The following is a 24,307-nucleotide window of genomic DNA, read 5'->3' on the forward strand; positions in this document are numbered from 1 at the left end:
CTCAATGTCGTGTTTCGTGTGGCGGCAGCGCGAAGTCGCTGGCGCCTGCGGTGTCTTCCTCGCCGTCCTCGTCCTCGGGCTGGGCCCAGAAGAGGCGGTCGGGAATGACGTGGCCCATGCCGGGTCTGAAGCCTGCGTCCAGGCAGCGGTCCATGTAGCTGAGCGACTCGCTGGTGGCGGCCACCAGTTCGGTGCCGCTGGCCAGCAGCGCCGCCAGCGTGGCCGAGAGCGTGTCGCCCGCGCCGGAGAACACGGCTTCGAGCCGCTCGTACTTCTCGCTGGCCAGCACCGCCTGCGGCGAGGCCAGCACGTTGTCGAAGAACTGGTCGGGCAGCACGATCCCGGTGACCAGCGTGTAGGGCACGCCCTGTTCGCCGGCGGCGCGGGCGACGTCGCGCGCCGTGGGCGGGCGATCGCCGTTCCAGTCGGGCAGCAGCCAGCGCCACAGGGTGCTGTGGTTGCCCACCAGCACCGTGGTCTGCGGCAGCACCAGTTCGCGGAAGGCATCGAGGTAGGCGTCGATCTTGGTTTCGTCCCACCACGCCAGGTTGGGCATGTAGGCCACCACCGGCACCTCGGGGTAGTCGCTGGCTGTCTCGGCGATCTCGGCCAGGTTCTCGGGCGTGCCGGCGAAGCCCACCTTGATCAGTTGCACCTCCACGTCCTCCAGGATGGTGCGGGCCTGCTCGGAAACCGCCTCTTCGTCGAAGGCAAAGTGGTCGAAAATCTCGGCCGTGTCGCGCGCATAGGCGCCGGTGACCACCGGCAGCATGTGCGCGCCGACGGAGGAGATCGCCAGTGCGTCACAGGCGAGTCCGCCGGCGCCGCTGGGGTCGCTGGCATTGAACACGAGCACGCAGGGCAGGCCGTTCTGGCTGCCTTCCTCGGACTTCTCGAGTCCGGCGTCGGCGCCGCTAAGATCGTCCGTTGGACCTGAGTCTTCAGGGGGTAAAAGAAAAGTTTTCATGCGTCTTCGATGCTCACCAAGATGGTGGCGGATGTGAGACGCAAATCACGAGTTCGCGACACACGTCTCGATACAATCGTTGCATTCTATGAACAGGGAACGTAAGCTGCGATGAACAAAAAAACCTGGATGTGCCTGATTTGCGGGTGGATCTACGACGAAGCGGTCGGGGTACCAGAAGATGGTATTGCGGCCGGAACAGCGTGGGCCGATGTGCCAATGAATTGGACCTGCCCCGAGTGTGGTGCCCGCAAGGAAGACTTCGAAATGGTTGAAATTTGAAGCATGGCATAGGGCCACGCTTCCGGCGACTTTTCTGATTGGAAAGGTAGCCGCCGTCGTCGGAAGTGTTGTTTGAGGAGCGTGTGCCCATGAGCACCAATGGATCTGGCTACAAGGTGCTCGTCATCGACGACAGCAACACCATCCGCCGCAGCGCGGAGATCTTCCTCAAGCAGGGTGGGCACGAGGTGCTGCTGGCCGAGGATGGATTCGATGCCCTGTCGAAGGTCAACGACCACCGGCCTGACCTCATTTTCTGCGACATCCTGATGCCGCGCCTGGATGGCTACCAGACCTGCGCGATCATCAAGCGCAATTCGCATTTCTCCAGTGTCCCCGTCGTCATGCTGTCGTCCAAGGACGGCGTCTTCGACAAGGCGCGCGGCCGCATGGTCGGCTCGCAGGATTACCTCACCAAGCCTTTCACCAAAGACCAGTTGCTCCAGGCAGTGGAGCAGTTCGGCGTTGCTCAATCGGAAACTCTCTAAATGGCTATCCAAAAAGTCCTCGTGGTCGATGACTCCAAGACGGAGTTGATGTTCCTGACCGACCTGCTCGAGAAGAACGGCTTCAAGGTCAAGACGGCCGAGAACGCCGACGACGCCATGCGCCGCCTGCAGGAAGACCGTCCCGACCTGATCCTGATGGACGTGGTCATGCCTGGCCAGAACGGCTTCCAGCTCACGCGTGCCATCGCGCGCGATCCGCTGTACGCGGCTGTGCCGATCATCCTGTGCACCAGCAAGAACCAGGAAACGGACCGCGTGTGGGGCATGCGCCAGGGCGCGCGTGACTACATCGTCAAGCCCGTGAACGCGGCCGAGCTGATGGCCAAGATCAGCGCGCTCAACTAAGCAACTCGCGTCCAACGCTCTTCCTGCCATGGCCAATCGCGACGCGCTCCGTGCATTCCAGTCCAGGCTGGCTGGCCGGCTGCAGGCGGCACGCAGTTCCGGCGTGTCGGCCTCCTGGCTGGCCGTCGAGGCTGGCGATGCGAAGTTCCTCTTTCCGCTCGGCCATGCCGGCGAGATCTTCCCGTGGGCGCCGCCGCAACCGGTGCCTTACACGCACCCCTGGTTCCTCGGCGTTTCCAATCTCCGCGGCGGCCTGTACGGCGTCGTGGAGTTCGCCGGCTTTGCCACCGGCCGCCGCACCACGGCGGCCACCGATGCCGCGCGTACCCAGTCGCGCCTGGTGGCCTTGAACGAACTGCTCGAGGTCAACTGTGCCCTCCTGATCGACCGGCTGATCGGTCTGCGCGGCGTCGAGGCCTTCGTGGCCACGCAGCCGCCGGCCGAGGACGCGCCGGCCTGGATGGGTTCCACCTACACCGACGAGGCTGGCGAGCAGTGGCAGGAAGTCAACCTGCAAGCCTTGTCCCAGCAACCGCACTTTCTGAGTATCGGCGCCTGATCGGGCAGCCGCAACGCCATCAACCTGAAGGACCGACTGTGAGCTCGATCGCCGACAAGTTCAAACGCCTCCTGCCCGCGCGCGACAACGCGATGGGCGCCGACAACAGTGCCATTGCCCTCGACCAGGTCGAAACCGAGCAGGGCTTCGACGAGAAGACCGTGCTGATGCGCCGCGACGCGGAGGCCGCCGCGGCCAACGAGTCCGGCGCCGCCGTCGGCATTCCGGCCGAGGCCGGCGAGGTCCAGGCCGCCGAGGCGCCGCCCGCCACACCTCGTTCCGACCTTCAGCGCCAGCAGCGCTACCTCTTCATCGCGCTGGCCGTGGTGGTGCTGGTGCTGCTGGTGATCGCCGGCTCCGCCATCGTTCGCGCCGACCGCGTCGCGCAGCAGGTGGCTGCCACCGGCCAGTCGCTGATGCAGTCGCAGCGTCTTGCCAAGTCGGTCTCGCAGGCCCTGGTGGGTGACGTGAAGGCCTTCGCGGAAGTGAAGGATTCCTCGGCCGACCTGAGCGTGCGTGCGCACGGCCTGGCCTCCGGCGACGACGCCATCAAGCTCGAGCCGGTCAGCAAGGACCTCGACGCCGAGATGACCAAGATCCTGCCGCTGGTGGATCGCGCCTCGGCCAGTGCCAAGGCCGTGCTGGCCCAGCAGCAGATCCTGACGCAGGTGGGCGCCGCGCTGCGCAACATCAACCGCCAGTCTTCCGACCTGCTGGAAATGACCGAGACGGTCGCCTCGCTGAAGATGCAGCAGACCGCCACCGTGCCCGAGATCTCGGCCGCCGGCCAACTGGTCATGCTGACGCAGCGTATCGGCAAGTCGGCCAACGAATTCCTGACGGTGGAAGGCGTGAGCCCCGACGCGGTGTTCCTGCTGGGCAAGGACCTGAACACCTTCCAGGAAGTGGCCAAGGGCCTGCTGGACGGCAGCGCGCAGCAGCGCCTGCCCGGCACCCGCGACCCGCAGACCCGCCAGCAGCTGGAAGCCATCCTGAAGACCTACGAGCAGACCCGCACGCAGGCCGGTGCCATCCTGGGCAACCTGCAGGGCCTGGTCACCGCGCGTGAAGCACAGGCCACCATCCTGGCCGACAGCGAGCCGCTGCGTGTCGCCCTGGGCGACCTGCAGGACAAGCTGTCCGAGCGCACCGGCCTGGGCGCCGGCACCGTGGTCCTGCTGTTCATCCTGTCGCTGGCCGCCCTCGGCCTGGCTGGTGCCATCGCCTTTGCCCAGGTGCGTGAAGGCCGCGAGCGTGCCGTCTCCGCCGAGCGTGACCGCGTCGAAGCCGACCGGGCCCACGAGGAAGTGACCCGCGTGAACGTGGCCAACCAGGCCGCCATTCTTCGCCTGATGAACGAACTGCAGACGGTGGCCGAAGGCGACCTGACGCAGGAAGCCACCGTGACGGAAGACATCACCGGCGCCATCGCCGACTCGGTGAACTACACGGTGGAAGAACTGCGCCTCTTGGTGGGCAACGTGCAGAACACGGCCTCCCGGGTCGCGCAAACGACGGCGCAGGTGGAAAGCACTTCGACCGAACTGCTGGCCGCCTCGACCGAACAGCTGCGCGAGATTCGCGAAACCGGCCAGTCGGTGCTGACCATGGCCGAGCGGATCAACGGTGTGTCCTCGCAAGCGCAGGAGTCCGCCACGGTGGCGCGCCAGTCGCTGCAGGCTGCGTCCTCGGGCCTGCAGGCCGTGCAGAACGCCATCGGCGGCATGAACGCCATCCGCGACCAGATCCAGGAAACCTCCAAGCGCATCAAGCGCCTGGGCGAATCCTCGCAGGAGATCGGCGAAATCACCGAGCTGATCTCGGACATTACCGAACAGACCAACGTGCTGGCACTGAACGCCGCCATCCAGGCCGCGTCCGCCGGTGAAGCCGGCCGAGGCTTCTCGGTGGTGGCCGAAGAAGTGCAGCGACTGGCCGAACGCTCGGCAGACGCCACGCGGCAGATCGCGGCACTGGTGAAGGCCATTCAGACCGACACCCAGGACGCGGTGGGCGCCATGGAGCGCTCCACGCAGGGTGTGGTGGAAGGGGCCAAGCTCTCCGACAATGCAGGTACCGCCCTGTCGGAGATCGACCGCGTGTCCCGCCGCCTTGCCGAGCTGATCGAGCAGATTTCCCAGTCCGCTTCCCGCGAGGCCAATTCGGCCAACGTGGTGGCGGCGAACATCCAGCACATCTTCGCGGTGACGGAGCAGACGGGTGAAGGCACCCGCGCCACGGCCCAGCAGGTGCGCGAACTCTCGCACATGGCTGAAGAACTGCGCCAGTCGGTGTCCCGATTCAAGATCGCCTGAACGACGAGCACCCCAACGTGTCGACCCTCGCCCCCCACGCAACCGCCCCTGTCGCCGGCAACGCGCAGGGGGCCGAAGACCTCGGGCCGCTGGCCTGGGTGCTCGGTGAAATCCAGAAATCGCTCGAGACTGCGGCCAAGTCGCTGCGCCGTTTCGCGCGAGAAAGCCAAGGCGTTGTGGACGCCGATGCCGGCCCGCTGCGCCTGGTGCGCCAGCAGCTGCACCAGGTCGTCGGTGCCCTGCAGATGGTCGGCCATCCCTCGCCCGCACTGGTGCTGGGCGCGATGGAATTTGCCGTCCAGAGCTTCGTGCAGGAGCCGCAGCGCTGCAACGACGCCGCGGTGCAGAAGCTGGACCGCGCCGGCTTTGCCGTCACCGATTTCCTGCAGGCCATGCTGGCCGGCAAGTCGGTGTCTGCCGTCGCGCTCTTCCCGCAATACCGCGACGTGCTCGAACTGGTGGGCAACGAGCGCGTGCATCCGGCCGATCTCTGGTCGCTGCCCTGGCGCTGGGCCGACGTCGCCCTCATGAGCAGCAAGCCGGCGCTGGTGTACGACCCGGCCGTGCGCTCCAAGTTCGACCGCGAACTGCTCAAGGTGGTCAAGACCGGCGACGACGCGGCCGCCAAGCGCCTGCAGGAAATCTGCGTGGGCCTGTCGCGCGGTTCCGCTGGTGCCCGCTCGCGCAGCTTCTGGGCGCTGGCCGGCGGCTTCTTCGAGGCGCTGGGCCTGTCGCTGGTCGCACCCGACATCTATGTGAAGCGCGCCGCCTCGCGCGTGCTGCTGCAGTACGCCACCCTGGCGCGCGGCGACGAGACCGTGTCCGACCGCCTCGGCCAGGACCTGCTCTTCTTCTGTGCCCAGGCCGTGCCCAGCATGCGCGACGACGCCTCCACGCTGCGCGCCGTGCGCGCGGCCTGGGGCATCATCAACGAGAAGGCCGTCGATTACACCCGCGAGCAGTTCGGCCGTTTCGACCCCGTCATCCTCGCGCAGGCGCGCAAGCGCATCGAGGGTGCCAAGGAAATGTGGTCGGCGCTCTCGGGCGGCGACATGGGCCGGGTGCGCCCGGCGGTCGACAGTTTTGCGCAGCTCACCGAGTCACTGCAGAAGCTGCATCCGCCAAGCCTGCCGATGGTGCAGGCGCTCAACAACGCCGTGCAGGCCTCGCTCAATTCGGGCAAGCCGCCGGCCACCGAGCTGGCCATGGAAGTGGCGACCTCGGTGCTGTACCTCGAAGCCGCCTTCGAGGACCTGGACCCCAACGACCGCCAGCTCACCGCACGCACCGTGCAACTGGCCGGCCGCATCGAGCGCGCCCGCGAGGGCGGCCGCTCCGAGCCGCTCGAGCCGTGGATGGAAGAGCTCTACCGCCGCGTGAGCGACCGCCAGACCATGGGCACCGTGGTCGACGAGCTGCGCAGCCACCTCTCCGAGCTCGAGAAGGCGATGGACCAGTTCTTCCGTCATCCGACGGAAAAGGGCCACCTGCGCACCGTGCCCAGCCAACTCATGCAGATGCGCGGCGTGTTCTCGGTGCTGGGCCTGGACCAGGCCTCGCTGGCCGTGCAGCGCATGCGCGACAACGTCGACGAGCTGGTGGCAAGTGCCACCCCCGCGGACGAACCGGGCGCCTTCGACGCGCTGGGCAACAACCTGGGCGCCCTGGGCTTCCTGATCGACATGCTGGGCTACCAGCCGGCGCTGGCCAAGCGCCTGTTCGTGTTCGACGCACAGGCCGGCGAGCTCAAGCCGCTGATGGGCCGCCAGGCCGAGGAACAGGCAGAGGCAGCCATCGCCGCAGCAGCGGCCCCGATCGCCGCCGAGCCGGCGCCCGTGGCCGAAGCCGCACCGCTTTCCTCCGACGAGATCGACAAGCAGATCGCCGCCAGGCTGGCCGAGCTGGCCAACCCCAAGGGCAGCAAGAAGAAGGACAAGGGCGGTGCCTCGCCCATCGAGGAATTCAGCAAGGCCGCCGACAGCTGGACCGCCAAGATCACCGGCCCCGCGCCGCTGGAGGCCCTGCCCGAGACCTTCGTCACCGAGCTGGCCGAAGACGACCTGCTCAACATCTTCCTGGACGAGGCCCGCGAGGTCGTCGAGAACGGCCTGGTGGCCGTCGGCGAACTGGACCACGACCCCAGCGACACGGGCGAGCTCACCATCCTGCGCCGCGCCTTCCATACGCTCAAGGGCAGCTCGCGCATGGTCGGTCTCACCGACTTCGGCGATGCCGCCTGGTCGATGGAGCAGGTGCTCAACACCTGGCTGGCCGACCAGCGCCCGGTCACCAAGGAACTGATCGCCGGCGCCGGCACCTCGCTGCGCGACTTCGGCGCCTGGGTGGAAGCCGTCGCCTCGGGCGAGCCGCACTCCTGGCAGTCGGCCCCCTTCAGCGACCTGGCCCGCTCGCTGGGCAGCGGCGAGCCGCTGACTGCGCCCCCTGCGCCGGCCGCCGACGCATCCGCGCTGGCTGCCGTTGCGCGCCAGATCGCGGCCGAGCCCGCATCGATTGCAGAGTCTTCGGCGCCGATGCCGCTGGAGCCCCTCGCCGCTCCGGCGGTCCAGGCGCCCGCGGCCGCGCTGCCGCCCCTGCCTGATTTCGACCTGCTGCCTGACCTGGACCTGATCTCCGCCGAGCCGGTCATCGAAGCCCAGCCGGTGGCCGAGTTCGTTGAGCCCGCACCGGAGCTTCCGATCGAGCCGGAGCACAAGCTCGTGCTCGAGGCCGACACCGAGCCCGCGCCCATGGCGCAGCTGCCTGAGGCCGATCCCTTTGCCGTCCACGAGATGGTGGACTTCCCCTCCACCGACTTCCTCGAGTTCGAGGACGAGAAGAAGCCAGCCTCCGCCGAGCCGGCCATGCTGGAACCGCTGGATGCCGGCATCGACTTCAGCGTCGGGTTCGAGCCCACCGCGCTGGCCGACCCCTTCGAGCTGCGCGCGGCGCCCGTGGCAGAGCCCACGAAGCCCGTGCCGGCCGCCGAGCCGGTGGCAGAGGACATCCCCGCCTTCGACTACGAGGCCTTCGCCGTCCAGCAGGCTGCTGCTGCCGGGGTGATTCCCGTTGCCGCCGAGCCCGCTCCGGTCGTCGAGGAGCCGGCACCTGTCGCCGACGAGGCCTTCAAGGCCATCGGCCCGCTGCGCATCGGCATCGCGCTCTACAACGTCTACCTCAACGAGGCCGACGAATGGTCCCGCCAGCTCGCCGTCGAAGTGGGCGAGTGGGCGCTGGAGCCGCACGTACGCATCCACGACTCGACCATCGCGCTGGCGCATTCGCTGGCCGGCAGCTCGTCCACGGTGGGCTTCAAGAGCCTGTCGGACATGGCGCGCCTGGTCGAGGCCGCGCTCACGCACCTGCAGATGCTGGGCGTGGGCACGCATGAGCAGGGCACGGTGCTGGTACTGGCGGCCGACGAGCTGCGCCGCCTGCTGCACCAGTTCGCCGCGGGCGTCCTCAAGGACCCCGCGCCCGAGACGCTGGAGTCGCTGCGCGCGCTGGCCGCTGCGCCCATGCCCGCCTTCGAGGCGCCCGTGCCGCGCTTCCAGCCGGCCGTGTCCGCTGTGCAGCACCACGCGCCTGCCGACGTGTCGCTGGAAGACTCCGAGGACGTCATCGACGTCGAGGACGCGGTCGACGCCGACCTCTTCCCCATCTTCGAGGAAGAGGCCGCCGACCTGCTGCCCGAGCTTTCCAATGCGCTGCGCGCCTGGGCCGAATCGCCCAACGAGCTGGGCCAGCGTTCCGTCGTGCTGCGTGCGTTGCACACCCTCAAGGGCAGCGCACGCCTGGCCGGCGCCATGCGCCTGGGCGAACGCGCCCACCGCATGGAGTCCGAGGTCGAGATCCTGGGCGTGGAGAACATCCCGCGCCAGGCGATCGAGGAACTGCACGGCCGCTACGACCTGCTTCAGGCCGCCTTCGACAGCCTGCGCGACGCCGACGGTGCCGCCCAGGCCGAGATCGCCCAGCGTGCTGTCGCCGCCACGTCGGCGGTGCCCACGGTCAGCGCGCCGGTGACGGTGCAGGTGGCGCCTGCCGCCGCCGAGCCGGCCGCGGCCGAAGCCGAAGCTGCCACGCCGGAGCCCGAAGCGGCGACGCCCGTCGCCGCCAACGAGCCCTCCGTGGCTGCCGATGCGCCCCCTGCCGTTCCGGCCCTCGTGCCCCAGCGCCTGGCAGCGCCCGCCTCCAGCGTGCTCACGCCGCTGCGCGGCGGTGCCGGCCAAGTGGTTCGCATCCGCACCCAGCTGCTGGACCGCCTGCTGGCCCAGGCCGGCGAGGTGATCATCACCCGTTCGCGCCTGGAGGCCGAGCTGAGCCAGCTGAGCACCTCGCTGCTCGACCTCACTGGCAACCTGGACCGCCTGCGCCAGCAGCTGCGCGACATCGAGGTGCAGGCCGAGAGCCAGATGCAGTCGCGGCTGGCGCAAGCCAAGGATTCGGCGCAGTCCTTCGACCCGCTCGAATTCGACCGCTTCACCCGCGTGCAGGAACTCACCCGCATGATGGCCGAGTCGGTGAACGACGTGGCCACCGTGCAGCGCTCCCTGCAGAAGACGGTGCAGGCCACCGAGGACGACCTGAGCGCCCAGGCCCGCCAGACCCGTGAATTGCAGCGCGGCCTGCTGCGCACGCGAATGGTGGAGTTCGAGGGCATCTCCGACCGCCTGTACCGCGTGGTGCGCCAGGCTTCCAAGGACACCGGCAAGCAGGTTCGCCTGGACATCACCGGCGGCTCCATCGAGATGGACCGCGGGGTGCTGGAGCGGATGACGCCGGCCTTCGAGCATCTGCTGCGCAACTGCGTGGCGCACGGCATCGAGGACGCGGCCAGCCGCTCGGCGGCGGGCAAGGATGCCAGCGGCCTGATCGTGATCGACCTGCACCACGAGGGCAACGACGTCTCGGTGAGCTTCCGCGACGACGGCGCCGGCCTGAAGATCGCACGCATCGCGCAGCGTGCCCATGCACTGGGGCTGCTGCCGCAGGGCGAGACGCTCACACCCGAGCGGGCGGCCGAGCTGATCTTCCAGCCGGGCTTCTCCACCGCCGAGCAGGTGTCTGAACTGGCCGGCCGCGGCATCGGCATGGACGTGGTGCGCGCCGACGTGGCTGCGCTCGGCGGCCGCATCGAGACGCAGAGTACGCCGGGCCAGGGCACCACCTTCAAGCTGGTGCTGCCCCTGACGACCGCTGTGACGCACGTGGTGATGATGCGTGCCGGCGAGCTGTCGGTGGGCGTGCCTTCCAACCTGGTGGAACTGGTGCAGCGCGTCAGCGCCACCGAGCTGGAGTTGGCCTACGCCAACGCCCGCTATCCCTTCGGCGGCGAGGAGATTCCCTTCTTCTGGTCCGGCGCCCTGCTGCAGACCACGACCCGCAGCGACCGCCAGCCCGGCCGCGCCAACACCGTGGTGGTGGTGCGAAGCGCCGCACAGCGCGTGGCGCTGCACGTGGACGAAGTGCTGGGCAACCAGGAAGTGGTGGTCAAGAACCTCGGCCCGCAGCTGTCGACGCTGCCCGGCATGGCAGGCATCTCGGTGCTGGCCTCGGGCGCTGTGGCGCTGATCTACAACCCGGTGGCCCTGGCCGCCGTGCACGGCGATCAGGCCCGTGCGCTGCAGGCGCGCGAACTGGCCGCGAAGAAGGGCGAGGAAGCAGAAGGCGCCTCGTCCGCGCAGGATGCAAAGGTGCCGGTGCTCCCGCTGGCCCAGCCCGTGGTGCCGCAGGTGCCGCTGGTGCTGGTGGTGGACGACTCGATCACCGTGCGCCGCGTCACGCAGCGCCTGCTGCAGCGCGAAGGCTACCGCGTGACCCTGGCGGCCGACGGGCTGCAAGCCCTGGAGCGGCTGCAGGAAGAGCGCCCGGCGCTGGTGCTGTCGGACATCGAAATGCCGCGCATGGATGGCTTCGACCTGGTGCGCAACATCCGCGCCGACGTGTCGCTGGCCGACCTGCCGGTGATCATGATCACTTCGCGCATTGCCGAAAAGCACCGCGAGCACGCCAAGCAGCTGGGCGTGAACCACTACCTGGGCAAGCCGTACTCGGAAGAAGAACTGCTGCGACTGGTGCGCAGCTACACCCTTGCCGAGGCGATGCCGCTGGAAGCCTGAGTTTTTTTCGTTCGCTCCAAGGCCTCGCGCCCGACGCAGCACCCCGCTGCGCCGGGCGTTATTTTTTTCGCGGGCCGTTCGCCTTGCCGCCCGCCTGCTGCTCCTTGACCACGGCATAGCGCTCCAGCGTTCGTTCGCGCGCCTGGGCGTGGTCGACGATAGGGCGGGGGTAGGTCTCGCCCAGTCGAACGCCGGCGGCTTCCAGTTCCACCGGCGTCGCCAGCCAGGGCGCGTGGATGGAGGCGTCCGAGAGCTTGGCCAGTTGCGGCAGGTAGCGGCGGATGAACTTGCCCTCTGGGTCGAAACGCTCGCTCTGTGTCACGGGGTTGAAGATGCGGAACCACGGCTGCGCGTCGCAGCCGCTGCCGCTGGCCCACTGCCAGTTGCCGTTGTTGGAGCTGAACTCGAAGTCGTTGAGCTGCTGCTCGAAATAGGCTTCGCCGCGCCGCCAGTCCAGCCCCAGGTCCTTGCACAGGAAGCTGGCCACCACCATGCGAAGGCGGTTGTGCATGTAGCCGGTGTGCTTGATCTGCGCCATGGCGGCGTCCACCAGCGGGTAGCCCGTGCGGGCCTCGCGCCAGGCGTCGAACAGCCCGTCGGCATGCTTGCCGTGGTGCCAGATGATCTTGTCGTACTCGGGTCGGAAGCTCTTGCCCGCGGCCACCTCGGGGTGGTGCGCCAGGATCTGGAAGAAGAAGTCGCGCCAGATCAGCTCGCTCAGCCACACAGCCGCGCCCTGGTTGGCGCCCGAGTGCGTCAGCTGGTGCGCCACGCCCGCCAGCTCGCGGATGGAAACCGTGCCGAAGCGCAGGTGGATGCCCAGGTAGCTGGGGCCGCGCACGCCGGGAAAGTCGCGCGTCTCGTGGTAGCGGTCGATGCGCTTGTCGAAGAATTCCTCGAAGAGCTGGGCGCCGCCGCTGGCGCCGGTGGGGATTTCCAGCTCCGAGAGGTTGGTCTTTTCGAAGCCCAGGTCTGCGAGCGTGGGCACGGCGCCGCGCAGCGCCTCCGGCGCCTGCACCAGCGCATCGAGGTAGCGCTCCACCGGGTAGGGCTTGAGGTAGAAGTCGTCCAGCTTGGCCAGCCAGGCCCGCTTGTAGGGCGTGAAGACCGAGAAGGACTGGCCCGCCTGCGTCAGCACCTCGTCGCGCTCGAAGACGGCCCGGTCCTTGTGGGCGTGGAAGCTGATGCCCGAATTGGCCAGGCCGCCGAAGACCTGGGCGTCGCGTTCCACCGCGAAGGGCTCGTCGTCGCGGTTGGCGAACACGGCCTGCACGCCCAGGTCGCGGGCCAGGCGGGGCAGCTCTTCCTCCGCCAGGCCGTGCCGAACGACCAGCGAGCCGCCGTGTTCGGCCAGGTCCCGCGCCAGTTCGGCCAGCGACTCGCGAATGAATTCCACCCGCCGGTCGGCCTTGGGCAGGTTCTTGAGAATGGCGGTGTCGAATACGAAACCGCAGACCACTTCGCGGCAGCTGCGCAGGGCGTGATAGAGCGCGGCGTTGTCCGACAGGCGGAGGTCGCGCCTAAACCACATCAGGCCCCGTGGGTATGTTTTGTCGACGGCCAGTAAAATCGGCGGCATGTCGACCGATTCTGCCCGCATCAACCTTACGCATCACTTCCTGATCGCGATGCCGGGATTGCGGGACGAGGCCTTCGCCGGCAGCGTGATCTACCTGTGCGAGCACAGCGAGCGCGGCGCCCTGGGCCTGGTCATCAACAAGCCCAGCGACATCAACCTGCGCGCACTCTTCGAGAAGGTGGAATTGCCCACCAACCAGACGGACATCGGCGACGCGCCCGTGTTCCAGGGCGGCCCGGTGAAGACCGAGCGCGGCTTCGTGCTGCACGAGCCGGTGTTCGCCGACCCGCCGGACAACACCGAGCCGGTCTACGCTTCCACAATGACCATTCCCGGCGGGCTGGAACTCACGACCTCGCGTGACGTGCTGGAGGCCCTGGCCACCGGTGCCGGCCCGCGCAAGGTGCTTGTTTCTCTCGGTTACTCTGCCTGGGGCGAGGGCCAGCTCGAAACCGAGCTGGCCGAGAACAGCTGGCTCACCGTGGACGCCGACCCGGCCGTCATCTTCGACACGCCGGTCGAGCAGCGCTACAACAAGGCCCTGCTGCTTCTGGGGCTGGAAGCCTGGAAGCTTTCGCCGGACGCGGGGCATGCCTGATGCCGCGAGCGGCCATGCTTCCCGACACCGCCTCTTCCGTCCCGTCCCATTTCCAAAGCTTCCTGGCCTTCGACTACGGGCGCAAACGCACCGGGGTGGCCAGCGGCAACCGCATGCTGGCCAACGCCACGCCGCAGGGCACCATTGCTGCCGAGGGCGATGCCCGCTTCGCACAGATCGAGAAGCGCATCCGCGAATGGCACCCCGACGCGTTGGTGGTGGGCGTGCCCTATTACCCCGACGGCGCACCGCACGACAACACCCGCGCAGCGCAGAAGTTCGCGCGCCAGCTGGAAGGGCGCTTCCGCCTGACGGTCTACCAGGTGGACGAGCGCTACAGCACCACCGAGGCCCTGGCGGCCGGTGCCAGCGACGCCGACGCCGCATCGGCCTGCATCATCCTTGAACAATTCCTGAGGAGCCTCCCGTGAACCCCAAAGTCCCCGACGCCGAGACGCTGTACCAGGCGCTCCTCGCCGGCGTCAAGACCCTGATGCGCGAGGGCACCCGGCTGGTGGGCGTGACCTCCGGCGGCGCCTGGCTGGTCGAGCGCCTGCAGAAGGACCTGGGCCTGCCCGGCGCGCCCGGCATCATCTCCTCGGCCATGCACCGCGACGACTTCGCCCGCCGCGGCCTGGCCTCCAGCGTGCAGACCAAGCTGCCCTTCGACGTGAACGGCGCCGACATCCTGCTGCTGGACGACGTGCTCTACACCGGCCGCACCATCCGCGCGGTGCTCAACGAGCTCTTCGACTTCGGCCGCCCGGCCACAGTGCGCCTGGTCGTGCTGGTGGATCGCGGGGGCCGCCAACTGCCGGTGGCCGCCGACTTCGCCGCGGCGAAGCTGGAACTGCCTGCCAGCCAGTCGCTGGCGCTGGACCGCGACGCGAACGGCGGCTTCGCACTCAAGATCGAACAACCAGAAGAAGGAGCGTGAGCGTGCTGTACAAGCGCAACCCGCAGCTCAACAAGCACGGCGAGCTGATCCACCTGCTGTCGATGGAGGGCCTGCCCAAGGACACCCTCATCCACATCCTGGACACCGCCGCCAACTTCACCAGCGTGAGCGACCGCGAGGTGAAGAAGGTGCCGCTTTTGCGCGGCAAGAGCGTGTTCAACCTCTTCTTCGAGAACTCCACCCGCACCCGCACCACCTTCGAGATCGCGGCAAAGCGGCTGTCGGCGGACGTGATCAACCTGGACATCGCGCGCTCTTCGGCGAGCAAGGGCGAGTCGCTGCTGGACACCATCGCCAACCTCAGCGCGATGGCAGCCGACCTCTTCGTGGTGCGGCACAGCGAGTCGGGCGCGCCCTACCTGATCGCGCAGCACGTGGCGCCGCACGTGCACGTGGTGAACGCGGGCGACGGCCGGCATTCGCACCCCACGCAGGGGCTGCTCGACATGTTCACCATCCGCCACTACAAGAAGGATTTCTCCAACCTCACGGTGGCCATCGTCGGCGACGTGCTGCACTCGCGCGTGGCGCGCTCGGACATCAACGCCCTGACCACCCTGGGCTGTGCCGAGGTGCGCGTGGTGGGCCCCAAGACGCTGGTGCCGGCCGACATGGCGCCCATGGGCGTGCGGGTGTGCCACACGCTGGAGGAGGGCATCAAGGACTGCGACGTCATCATCATGCTGCGCCTGCAGAACGAGCGCATGAGCGGCGCGCTGCTGCCTTCGTCGCAGGAGTTCTTCAAGACCTACGGCCTGACACCCGAGAAGCTGCAGCGGGCCAAGCCCGACTGCATCGTGATGCACCCCGGCCCCATCAACCGCGGCGTGGAGATCGACTCGGCCGTGGTGGATGGCCAGCAGAGCGTGATCCTGCCGCAGGTCACCTTCGGCATCGCCGTGCGCATGGCGGTCATGAGCATCGTCGCAGGGAACGAAGCATGAGCAGCAGCAAGAACAACATCCTCATCCGCAACGGCCGCGTCATCGATCCGGCCTCCGGCTTCGATGGCCAGGCCGACATCGCGATCGCCGACGGTGCCATCGTGGGCGTCAAGGACATCCCGGCCGACTTCAGCGCGCAGCAGACGCTGGACGCGCAGGGCTGCATCGTGGCGCCCGGCCTGGTGGACCTCGCGGCGCGGCTGCGCGAGCCCGGCTACGAGCACGAGGGCATGCTCGACAGCGAGATGTCCGCCGCGGTGGCCGGCGGCGTGAGCAGCCTCGTCTGCCCGCCCGACACCGACCCGGTGCTCGACGAGCCCGGGCTGGTCGAGATGCTCAAGTACCGCGCCCAGAAGCTGAGGAAGGCGCGCCTGTTTCCGCTGGGCGCGATCACGCGGGGACTGAAGGGGGAGATCCTCACCGAGATGGCCGAGCTCACCGAGGCCGGTTGCGTGGGCTTCGGCCAGGCCGAAGTGCCGCTCACGAACACGCAGGTGCTGCAGCGCGCGCTGCAGTACGCCAGCACCTTCGGCTACACGCTGTGGCTGCGCCCTCAGGACCGCGACCTGGGCAAGGGCGTGGCGGCCAGCGGCCCGCTGGCCACGCGCCTGGGCCTGGCGGGCGTGCCGGCGGCGGCCGAGACCATCGCCATCTTCACCATCGTCGAGCTGATGCGCTCCACCGGCGCCCGGGTGCACCTGTGCCGCCTGTCGAGCGCCGGCGGCGTGGCGCTGGTGCGCGCGGCGCGCGCCGAAGGCCTGCCGCTGAGCTGCGATGTCAGCATCAACTCGCTGCATCTCACCGACACCGACATCGGCTACTTCGACAGCCGCGCGCGCCTGTCGCCGCCATTGCGCCAGCAGCGCGACCGCGAGGCGCTGAGCGCCGCGCTGGCCGACGGCACCATCGACGCGCTGGTCTCCGACCACACGCCCGTCGAGTCCGACGCCAAGACGCTGCCCTTTGCCGAAGCCGAGCCCGGCGCCACCGGCCTGGAACTGCTGCTGCCGCTGGCGCTGCAATGGGGCGAGCAGAGCGGGGCGGGCATCCGCCGCGCGCTGGAAGTGGTGACCAGCGCGCCCGCACGCGTGGTGCCCGCGGTGGGCGGCGCCCGCATCGCGGCCGGCGAGGCGGCCGACCTGTGCATCTTCGATCCTGCGCATGAGTGGCAGGTGAGCGCCGACGCGCTCAAGAGCCAGGGCAAGCACACGCCCTTCGCCGGCTACGCGCTGCGCGGCCGCGTGCGCAGCACGCTGGTGGGTGGGCACGTCGTCTACCAGGCCTGAGCGGATGCGCCTGGCGGTCGTCAGCTGGAAGCTGCTGCGTGCCACTGCGCATGCGGCCGGCGGCTGGTGGACCATCCGCTTCTCCTTCCCGCGCATGAGCCCCGACGAGCGCGCGCTGGAGGTGCAGCGCTGGTCGCGCCGGATGCTCGAGGTCCTGGGCGTGCGGCTGGTCGTGCAGGGCACGCCGCCGGCGCAGGGGCCGCTGCTGCTCATCGTCAACCACATGTCCTGGCTCGACATCCTCACCATCCACGCCGCGCGGCACGTGCGCTTCGTGGCCAAGTCCAACATCAAGAACTGGCCGATGATCGGCAGCCTCTCGACCGGCGCGGGCACGCTCTACATCGAGCGCGAGCGTCCGCGCGACGCCATGCGCCTGGTGCACCACATGGCCGAGGCGCTGCGCGCGGGCGACATGATCGCGGTGTTTCCCGAGGGCACCACCGGCGACGGCAAGGTGCTGCTGCCTTTTCACGCCAACCTGCTTCAGGCGGCCATCTCCGCCGGCGCGCCCGTGCAGCCGGCCGCGCTGCGCTTCGCCGACCGCCGCAGCGACGAGTCCACCGACGCGGCCGCCTACATCGGCGACGATTCGCTGTTGCAGTCGCTGTGGCGCACCCTGAGCGCGCCGCCGCTCACTGCCTACCTGCGCTTCGGCGACCCGCAGGATTCGCGCGGCCGCGAGCGCCGCGCCTGGGCCATGACGCTGCACACCGAGGTGGATGCCCTGCGCGCACACACCTATTCGGACGGTCGCGCACACGGTGCGCCCTGAGATGCCGGGCAGCATCCGCGACGTCCACGCGCTGGCCGACTTCGTGCGGCGGCATCCGCGCCTGTTCGTGCTCACCGGCGCGGGCTGCAGCACCGAGTCGGGCATTCCCGACTACCGCGATGCCAACGGCGACTGGAAGCGTGCCGCCCCGGTTACGTACCAGGCCTTCATGGGCAGCGAGGCCACGCGCCAGCGCTACTGGGCGCGCAGCCTGGTGGGCTGGCGCATCATCGGCGAGGCCCGGCCCGGCCCTGCGCACCACGCGCTGGCCCGGCTCGAGTCCGCGGGCCATGTGAAACTGCTGCTCACGCAGAACGTCGACGGGCTGCACAGCGCCGCCGGCAGCCGCGCCACCATCGACCTGCACGGCCGCATCGACACCGTCTGCTGCACCGCCTGCGGCCGCCGCAGCCCGCGCGCGAAGCTGCAGGACGAGCTGGTGGCACGCAATCCCGCCTGGGCGCAGCTGTGGGCCAGCAGCGCACCCGACGGCGACGCCGACCTGGAAGGCCGCGACTTCTCCAGCTTCGTCGTTCCGCCCTGCGAGGTGTGCGGTGGCGTGCTCAAGCCCGACGTGGTCTTCTTCGGCGAGAGCGTGCCGCCCGATCGCGTGGCCGCCGCGCGTGCCGCGCTGCAGGACAGCGACGCGGTGCTGGTGGCCGGCTCCTCGCTGATGGTGTATTCGGGCTTTCGCTTCGTGCAGTCCGCCGCGGCGGCGGGCCTGCCGGTGGCAGCGGTGAATCTGGGACGTACGCGGGCGGACGACTTGCTCACGCTCAAGGTGGAGGCGCCGGTGGGCGCCGCGCTGTCCGAACTCGTGGATCTGCTCGCGGCCGCCGGGCAGGCGTCTCGCTAGGCCGGGCGCGACAGCGCGCGGAGCGAGGCACCGACGCGCGGCAGGCAGCGGCAGCCCGGCTTCAGCGCGGCAGGAAGTCCAGCGCCATGCAGGACGAGATGTGCGCCTTCGTGTCCGGCTGCAGCGCGCACTGCATGACGCAGGACCGGTCGTTCGGCCGGCAGTTCGACTTGACGCAGGCCTCGGCATTGACCACGGACGCCTCGATGTCCTTCTCGGCCTTGCGCGAGGCCGCCATGATCGGTTCGCCATCGACCACCGCCAAGCGGTCGGCGATGTAGGTGCGCACCCGCATGATCGGGCCGGGGTCGTCCAGCATCTTCAGCAGGCCCAGGCAGTAGCCGGCCTGAAGGTCCGTCGAATTCGGCGCGATTGCCCCCGGCAACTGCTGCTGGGCGTGGGCTGCCGGCCCGCCCGCCAGGGCCAGCATGCATGCCGCCACGGCGACGTAGAGAAACTTCATCCAGAACTCCGTGCTCGGCGCGGCGGCAGGGAGGCTGCTGCGCCAGGATGGAATCGTAGTGGGTCGGGCCCGGCGCCGCTGCCGCGCGGGCGCGAATGCTTGCCAGAAACCAACAGGCGAAGAAAGCATTACGGGGAAGCTGGTGCCCCCGACAGGAATCGAACCTGTATCTGAGTCTTAGGAGGACCCCGTTCTATCCATTGAACTACAGGGACGGCGCGACGAGGACTTTAACAGCCTTGGCCGCTACAAAACGGAACGCCCTCTGCTGCGCGGCGCCGGACAATCGGGACGCCCGAAGGAGGTGCCCGAAATGCCCCAACCAAAGGAACACTGGTCGGCCGGCGACCTGTACGAGCCCTACGTCGGCCGCTGGAGCCGCAAGGTGGCGCTCGAATTCCTGGCCTGGCTGCAGGTTCCGCCGAATTCGCAGTGGCTGGATGTGGGCTGCGGCACCGGTGCACTCACCCAGGCGGTGCTTCGCGTGGCGCAGCCTGCCTCGGTGCTGGGCATCGATGCCTCGCCGGCCTTCATCGACTTCGCCCAGGCCTTCACGCCCGAGGGCCGCGCCCGCTACGAGGTCGGCGACGCGCAGGCGCTGACACTGGCGGCGCAGAGCGTCGACGTGGTGGTCTCCGGGCTGATGCTCAACTTCGTGCCGCAGCCCGAGCTTGCACTGGCCGAGATGGTCCGGGTCGCGCGGCCGGGCGGCCAGGTGGCGGTCTACGTGTGGGACTACGCGCAGGGCATGCAGCTGATGCGCCGCTTCTGGGATGCGGCGGTGCAGCTGAACCCCGCGGCGCTCGATTCGGCCGAGGGCCGGCGCTTCCCCATGTGCCGACCCGATCCCCTGCGCGCGCTGTTCGAGCAGGCCGGCCTTCAGGCGGTCGAGGTGAAGGCGCTGGAGGTGCCCACGGTGTTCCGCGACTTCGACGACTACTGGTCGCCGTTCCTGGGCGGGCAGGGCCCGGCGCCCGGTTACGCGATGGCCTTGCCCGAGGCCGAGCGCCTGCGGCTGCGCGAACTCATACGCGCGGCGCTGCCGGTGGCCCCGGACGGCAGCATTCCCCTGAGCGCGCGGGCCTGGGGCGTGCGCGGACGCACGCCGGCGTCACTCGCCTGAGACAGCGGCCAAACGGCAGATTGCCTGGCGCGCGGCGCCTGCCCATGATGGCGGCCCCCCAACGCCAGGAGCCCGCCATGACGGAGCAAGAAGCCCTGAACGTCAGCATCATGCGCGACGCCTACGCGCAGTGGAACAGCAGCAAGGGCGCCAGCGTGCAGCAGCTGATGGACCTGATGGCCGACGACGTGCACTGGTGCTCGCTGGGCAACGGCGGCGCAGGCCAGGAGTTCACCGCCGTGTGCGTGGGCAAGCAGGACGTGCCGCGCTACTTCGAGCAGCTCGGTGCCGACTGGCAGATGCTGGGCTACGAGGCCGACGAGTACGTGGCCCAGGGCGACAAGGTTGTCATGCTGGGCAGCTGCCACTGGAAGCACAGGGGCACGGGCAAGGAGGTGCACTCGCCCAAGGCCGACGTGATCCACTTCCGTGGCGGCAAGATCGTGAAGTTCATGGAGTACTACGACACCGCGCAGGTGGCCGCGGCGACGCAGCCCTGATCAGCGGCCCCGCAGCCGGTCGAACTTGATCGTGTAGATCAGGTCCGCCCCGTAATGCTCGCCCGCCTGGCCGCGCAGGGTCAGGCGCTGCGTCAGGTCGTAGAAGATGAAGAAGGTGCCCAGCGTGCCGGCCATGCTGCGCTCGTAAGTGACGTAGAAGTCCTGCGACAGGCGCTTGCCCAGGGTCACCGAGGATTCCTGCAGTTCGCCGTTGGGGCTGGGGCCCTTGAAGCCGATCTCGTCCAGGCCGAAGCGGCTGGCCAGGTTGCCGGTGCTGGAGTCGGCGCCGAAGCGCCCCAGCAGCGCCAGCGCGGCCTGCTGCATCAGGATGGCCTCGCCGCCGTTGGAAGCGGAAGCGCGGCCCAGCATGATCCACGACAGCGTCTCCGCATCCGACAGCGGCGGCTCCGAGTACAGCTTGACGCGCGGCGCGCTGGCGGTGCCGCTGATCTGCACGCCGGCGCGCTGCGAGATGTTGGGGCGGATCGCCAGCACGTCCAGCTGCGGGTTGTCGAAGGGGCCGTTGAAGCGGGCGATGCCGGTCTCCACGTTCAACTGCTGGCCGTAGGCGCGGTACACGCCGTTGACCGTGCGCACCTCGCCGGTGATGCGCGGCGGGCTGCCGGCACCGACGGCGCGGATGTCCAGCTGGCCCTCCAGCCGCGTGGTGATGCCGCGGCCCTGCACCGCGAAGTCCTTGCCCAGGTCCAGCTCCACCTGGATGTCGGCCGGACGCGGCGTCTGCGGCGTGTTGACGGCCTGTGCCTGCGCCTGCTGTTGTTGCGCGCCGCGCTCCCTGGTGCGCGCGGCGGCCTCGGCTGCGGCGCGCTCGCGGGCGGCGGAGCGCACCACCACGTCGGTGCCCAGGCTCGGCGCGGTGTCGGGCGGCAGGATGATGACGCCGCGGTCGGTGCGCAGCTTGCCGCGCACGGTGATCTGCCGGTCCTGCAGGCGCACCTGCAGGTCGCCCGAGAGCGTCACCTGCCGGTCGCTGCGCACCAGCACGCGCAGCGAGCGGATCTCGCCCTGCATGTCCATGCGGATGCCGCTGCCGCCGGCCACCGTGGGCTCGCCCCATCGCGCATTGCCGCGCACGGTCAAGCGGCCGCCGTCGGCCGCGGCCTCGCTGGCCGCGGTGCTCAGGTTGCCGCTGCGCCCGGGGATGCGGACGCGGCTGCCCGGGCCGCCGCTGAGGGTGAAATCGTCCACGGTCAGCTGGCGGCCGCTGAGGGTGGCGCGCAGCCGGCCGTCGCGCAGGTCCAGGCCTTCGACCGCGGAGCGCAGGCCCAGCTCGTCGGCGGCCAGCCGGCCGTTCCAGGTGGGCGCATCGCGGCTGCCGGAGAGGGTCAGGTTCGCATCCAGCGTGCCGTTGATGCGCCAGCCCGGCGGCGCCAGCATGGACCACACGCCCAGCCGAGGCATGCGTGCCTCCAGCTGGCCGGCCAGCGGCGCGTTCTCGGGCCAGCGCCAGCCGGCGCCGTCGCGCGCCAGCCGCGTGGAGGCCTGCGCCTTCAAGACGCCGGCGCGCTCCGAGTCCCACACCAGCCTGGCACGCAGCGCGTCGCCCTCGGCATCGACCACCAGCTCCGCCTGCTTCAGGCCGGCCGGCGTGCTGGCGCCGTTGCGGCCGCTGGCATCGGCGTCGGTGGTGATCTCTTCGGCCGTGCCGGTGCCGGTGCTGTGCACGCGGGTCACCATGGCCGCCTCGCCGGCCTGCACGCGCAGGTCGCCGCTCGCGCGGGCCAGCCGCACATGGGCGCGCAGGCGGTCGCCGGCATCCACGTCCCAGTCGCCTTCGAAGAGCAGGTCGCCGCTCACGCCCATCTCGCTGAGCGAGCCGGCGCCCACGGCGTCGGCCCAGGCCATGGGCAGGCCCTGCATCTTGCCCGCGGACTGCAGGCGCAGCGCGCGGCGCGTGGGCGGGCCGCTGCGGCTGAAGCGGGTGGGCTGCCATTCCAGCCGCACGCTGCCGGGCTGCGGGCCGGTGATGATTGCGGCGCCGCCGCTGCCATCCATCTGCAGGGTGCCGTCGGTGTCGCCGCCGCTGGTGCGGATGGTGGCCGAGAGCGTGCGCTGCAGCACGAGCTTCCAGGGCGGCGGCGCATTGCGCGCATTGGGCCGCAGCTGCGCCGTCAGGCTCGCGACCTCGGCCCGCCATTGGCGCGCGCGTTCCTGGCCGCCGCTGCCCTTGAGCTGCAGCGTCACCTGGCGGATGGGCGAAACGGCCTCGCCATCGACTTCGATGCGCGCACGCGCCAGGCTGCCGTCGACCGAGGCGCGCAGGTCGCGCAGCTGCCAGCGTTCCTCGCCTGATGCTCCCTCGGGCTGCCAGCTCAGGCGAGGCAGCACCAGTTGTGCCGACAAGGTGGGCTCGGCCACGCCGCGCGGCATGGCTTGCTCGGGCGCCGTCAATCGCTGCTGCAGCGTCTGCCAGCCGCCGGTGAATCGCGCATCCAGCGTGCCGTTGCCCTGCAGCGCCAGGCCGGCCAGCGCGTCCGCGAGGCCCGGCAGGCGCTCGATCCAGGCCTGCAGCGCGGCGGCATCGTCGATCCGGGCGTTGACCTGGCCCTGGCCCTTGCTCGGCGCCATGTCGGCCTGGGCATTGACCTCGGCGCCGGGCAGGGTGAGGCGCAGCGTGCCGTCGCCCGATTTCGCCTCGGGCCGGGCGCGCAGCTTGCCTTCCAGCTGGGCGCCGGCCGCGTCCACCTGCAGGTTGCTCAGGGTGAGCAGCGCGTCCTGCCACAGGCCGCGCGCCGTCACGCGCTCGATGGCCAGGCCCTCGAGCGAATCGCGCGCCGCCCTTGCGCCGGCGCCGCCGCGCGCGCGCAGGTCGACGGCGAAGTCGATGCGCCCGCCTTCCTTCTGCTGCGCTTCCAGCTTGCCCTCGACCGGCGCGCCGTCCAGCTGCGTGTGCAGCTCGCCCAGCCTCAGGTTCTTGACCTCGAGCCTGGCCTGCCAGGGCTCGGGCGCAGGCCGCCAGCTGCCGCTGCCCTCGATGCGGCCGCCACCGGCATCGATGCGCAGCTGCGGTACCACCCATTCGCTTCCATCGAAGCTGGCCTGGGCCTGCAGCCGGGCGATGGGCAACTGGCCTTCGTCCCAGGGACCGGGGTCGGCATTGCGCAGGTCGGCCGTGCCTTCCCAACCCAAAGCACCCAGGGTTGCGGCCGGGCCGGCATGCACCTCGCCGCTCAGGCGCGTGGCGGGCGCCTCGGGCCAGAGGCGGGCGAGGTCGACGTCCTGCAGCAGCGCGTCCACTTTCACCAGGGGCTGGGCCTGCCAGGGCGCGAGTTCCGCGTGCACCCGGGCCTGCATGCCGGCGGCCTCCTCGGTGGGCACGATCTCGGCGTCCAGCTGCAGGCGCGCGTCGGCGCCCGCCAGCGGGCCGCGCAGGCTGGCGCGGGCCTGGACCTCGATGCGGCGTTCCGCGTCCAGCGGGGCCTGCACCTTCCCGTCCAGCTTCACGTCCAGGTCCATGGGCGCCGCGCCCTGCAGCCGGGCCTTGGCGCTGTAGTGGCCGTCCGCCAGGTCCACGCCATCGACGTCCAGTTGGTGCTCACCTCCCTCGAAGGCATAGCGGCCCGCCAGGCCCGTGGCCACCACCTCGGGCGGTCCGGCCCAGCGCAGCCGGTCGACCTTGAAGGGCAGCTCGATGGCCAGCGGCAGCAGCAGCTGCTGCAAGGGTTCGGGTGGCGGGCTGTTCTCGGGCTTGGGGCCGATGGGCGCGATGTCGACCTGCGCGATGTGCACCTCGCCCAGCTGCAGCCGGCGCCGCAGCAGCGAGGGCCAGTGCCATCCCAGCGTGGCGTCGGTCAGCTCCACCGACATGCCGGGGCTTTGCCAGCGCAGCCGGCCGATGTGGCCGCCGGCCAGCAGCGAGCCTTCGACGTTCTCATGCGTGAGCTGCTGGTCGGCCGGCAGGTAGCGGGCCGCCTGCGCCAGCGCGAAGGCCAGCGACTGGTTCGAGCCCAGCCACCACCAGGCGCCGGCCAGTGCCAGGGCCAGCACCACCAGCAGGCTGGCGAAGCTCCAGGCCAGGCCCCGCGCGACGCGCCGCGCGCGCGAGCGCGGCCGCGGCGTTTCGCCGTTGGCGGTGGAGGAGGGTGAGGCGTCGTCGTTCACGTCAACT

Annotated in this window: 19 protein-coding genes and 1 tRNA gene; 15 read left to right on the plus strand and 5 right to left on the minus strand. The window is 69.8% G+C overall.

Translation table 11 applies throughout. From position 1 onward, the window contains the following. Position 1: 1 nt before the first annotated feature. Entirely contained in the window at positions 2-967 is a 966-nt protein-coding gene (locus tag BM345_RS15430; RefSeq protein ID WP_093380861.1) for a bifunctional hydroxymethylpyrimidine kinase/phosphomethylpyrimidine kinase, read from the minus strand. Positions 968-1,078: 111 nt separating this feature from the next. Here BM345_RS15430 and BM345_RS15435 point away from each other — a divergent pair, with 111 nt between their 5' ends. The 6 genes from BM345_RS15435 to BM345_RS15460 all read left to right on the plus strand — a co-directional run bounded on the left by BM345_RS15435 (position 1,079) and on the right by BM345_RS15460 (position 11,096). Continuing rightward, entirely contained in the window at positions 1,079-1,249 is a 171-nt protein-coding gene (locus tag BM345_RS15435) for a rubredoxin (RefSeq protein ID WP_084242021.1), read from the plus strand. A gap of 89 nt (positions 1,250-1,338) precedes the next feature. Continuing rightward, a complete protein-coding gene (locus BM345_RS15440) occupies positions 1,339-1,737 on the plus strand; it encodes a response regulator (RefSeq protein ID WP_093380862.1) in 399 nt (132 codons plus the stop codon). Beyond that, the gene (locus BM345_RS15445) at positions 1,738-2,103 is read left to right on the plus strand and encodes a response regulator transcription factor (RefSeq protein WP_093380864.1); all 366 of its coding nucleotides are present in this window, start codon (positions 1,738-1,740) and stop codon (positions 2,101-2,103) included. A 28-nt stretch (positions 2,104-2,131) separates the two neighbouring features. Then, complete coding sequence (locus BM345_RS15450; RefSeq protein ID WP_093380865.1) at positions 2,132-2,662, plus strand: chemotaxis protein CheW; 531 nt, start codon at positions 2,132-2,134, stop codon at positions 2,660-2,662. Between the two features lie 38 nt (positions 2,663-2,700). Beyond that, positions 2,701-4,977, plus strand: a complete 2,277-nt coding sequence (locus BM345_RS15455; RefSeq protein ID WP_093380867.1) for a methyl-accepting chemotaxis protein — start codon at positions 2,701-2,703, stop codon at positions 4,975-4,977. 17 nt (positions 4,978-4,994) lie between these two features. After that, the gene (locus BM345_RS15460; RefSeq protein WP_093380868.1) at positions 4,995-11,096 is read left to right on the plus strand and encodes a hybrid sensor histidine kinase/response regulator; all 6,102 of its coding nucleotides are present in this window, start codon (positions 4,995-4,997) and stop codon (positions 11,094-11,096) included. A 58-nt stretch (positions 11,097-11,154) separates the two neighbouring features. Here BM345_RS15460 and BM345_RS15465 read toward each other — a convergent pair whose 3' ends face one another. Continuing rightward, complete coding sequence (locus BM345_RS15465; protein ID WP_093380870.1) at positions 11,155-12,675, minus strand: cryptochrome/photolyase family protein; 1,521 nt, start codon at positions 12,673-12,675, stop codon at positions 11,155-11,157. On the opposite strand from BM345_RS15465, the gene BM345_RS15470 reads away from it, so the two are divergent. Genes BM345_RS15470 through BM345_RS15500 form a run of 7 tightly spaced genes read left to right on the plus strand, consistent with a single transcriptional unit; the run spans position 12,674 to position 18,092 of the window. Next, positions 12,674-13,273: a YqgE/AlgH family protein gene (locus tag BM345_RS15470; protein ID WP_093380871.1), complete on the plus strand. Its 600-nt coding sequence runs from the start codon at positions 12,674-12,676 to the stop codon at positions 13,271-13,273. The two genes, BM345_RS15465 and BM345_RS15470, sit on opposite strands and share 2 nt — an antisense overlap. Before the next feature lie 14 nt (positions 13,274-13,287). Next, positions 13,288-13,704, plus strand: a complete 417-nt coding sequence (ruvX, locus tag BM345_RS15475) for a Holliday junction resolvase RuvX (protein WP_093381157.1) — start codon at positions 13,288-13,290, stop codon at positions 13,702-13,704. Continuing rightward, complete coding sequence (pyrR, locus tag BM345_RS15480; RefSeq protein WP_093380873.1) at positions 13,701-14,210, plus strand: bifunctional pyr operon transcriptional regulator/uracil phosphoribosyltransferase PyrR; 510 nt, start codon at positions 13,701-13,703, stop codon at positions 14,208-14,210. The genes ruvX and pyrR overlap by 4 nt, the downstream gene beginning before the upstream one ends. A gap of 2 nt (positions 14,211-14,212) precedes the next feature. Further along, the gene (locus BM345_RS15485; protein ID WP_093380874.1) at positions 14,213-15,175 is read left to right on the plus strand and encodes an aspartate carbamoyltransferase catalytic subunit; all 963 of its coding nucleotides are present in this window, start codon (positions 14,213-14,215) and stop codon (positions 15,173-15,175) included. After that, the gene (locus BM345_RS15490) at positions 15,172-16,461 is read left to right on the plus strand and encodes a dihydroorotase (protein ID WP_093380876.1); all 1,290 of its coding nucleotides are present in this window, start codon (positions 15,172-15,174) and stop codon (positions 16,459-16,461) included. The genes BM345_RS15485 and BM345_RS15490 overlap by 4 nt, the downstream gene beginning before the upstream one ends. A gap of 4 nt (positions 16,462-16,465) precedes the next feature. After that, on the plus strand, positions 16,466-17,236 hold the full coding sequence (locus BM345_RS15495; protein WP_093380877.1) for a lysophospholipid acyltransferase family protein: 771 nt from the start codon (positions 16,466-16,468) through the stop codon (positions 17,234-17,236). 1 nt (position 17,237) lies between these two features. After that, the gene (locus BM345_RS15500) at positions 17,238-18,092 is read left to right on the plus strand and encodes an NAD-dependent protein deacetylase (protein ID WP_093380879.1); all 855 of its coding nucleotides are present in this window, start codon (positions 17,238-17,240) and stop codon (positions 18,090-18,092) included. 61 nt (positions 18,093-18,153) lie between these two features. On the opposite strand, the gene BM345_RS15505 is transcribed toward BM345_RS15500, so the two are convergent. Then, complete coding sequence (locus BM345_RS15505; protein ID WP_093380881.1) at positions 18,154-18,555, minus strand: hypothetical protein; 402 nt, start codon at positions 18,553-18,555, stop codon at positions 18,154-18,156. Positions 18,556-18,695: 140 nt separating this feature from the next. After that, positions 18,696-18,770 (minus strand) — tRNA-Arg (locus BM345_RS15510). Positions 18,771-18,868: 98 nt separating this feature from the next. Between BM345_RS15510 and BM345_RS15515 the strand changes: the two genes are divergently transcribed. Further along, positions 18,869-19,678 (plus strand): class I SAM-dependent methyltransferase, encoded by an 810-nt coding sequence (locus BM345_RS15515; RefSeq protein ID WP_093380882.1) that lies wholly within the window; start codon positions 18,869-18,871, stop codon positions 19,676-19,678. A 77-nt stretch (positions 19,679-19,755) separates the two neighbouring features. Further along, positions 19,756-20,178, plus strand: coding sequence for a nuclear transport factor 2 family protein (locus BM345_RS15520; RefSeq protein ID WP_175545024.1), 423 nt, complete (start codon positions 19,756-19,758; stop codon positions 20,176-20,178). On the opposite strand, the gene BM345_RS15525 is transcribed toward BM345_RS15520, so the two are convergent. After that, positions 20,179-24,300, minus strand: a complete 4,122-nt coding sequence (locus BM345_RS15525) for a translocation/assembly module TamB domain-containing protein (RefSeq protein WP_093380886.1) — start codon at positions 24,298-24,300, stop codon at positions 20,179-20,181. Between the last annotated feature and the right edge of the window lie 7 nt (positions 24,301-24,307).

It is taken from the genome of Variovorax sp. OV329, from assembly GCF_900114785.1.
Lineage (GTDB): Bacteria > Pseudomonadota > Gammaproteobacteria > Burkholderiales > Burkholderiaceae_C > Variovorax.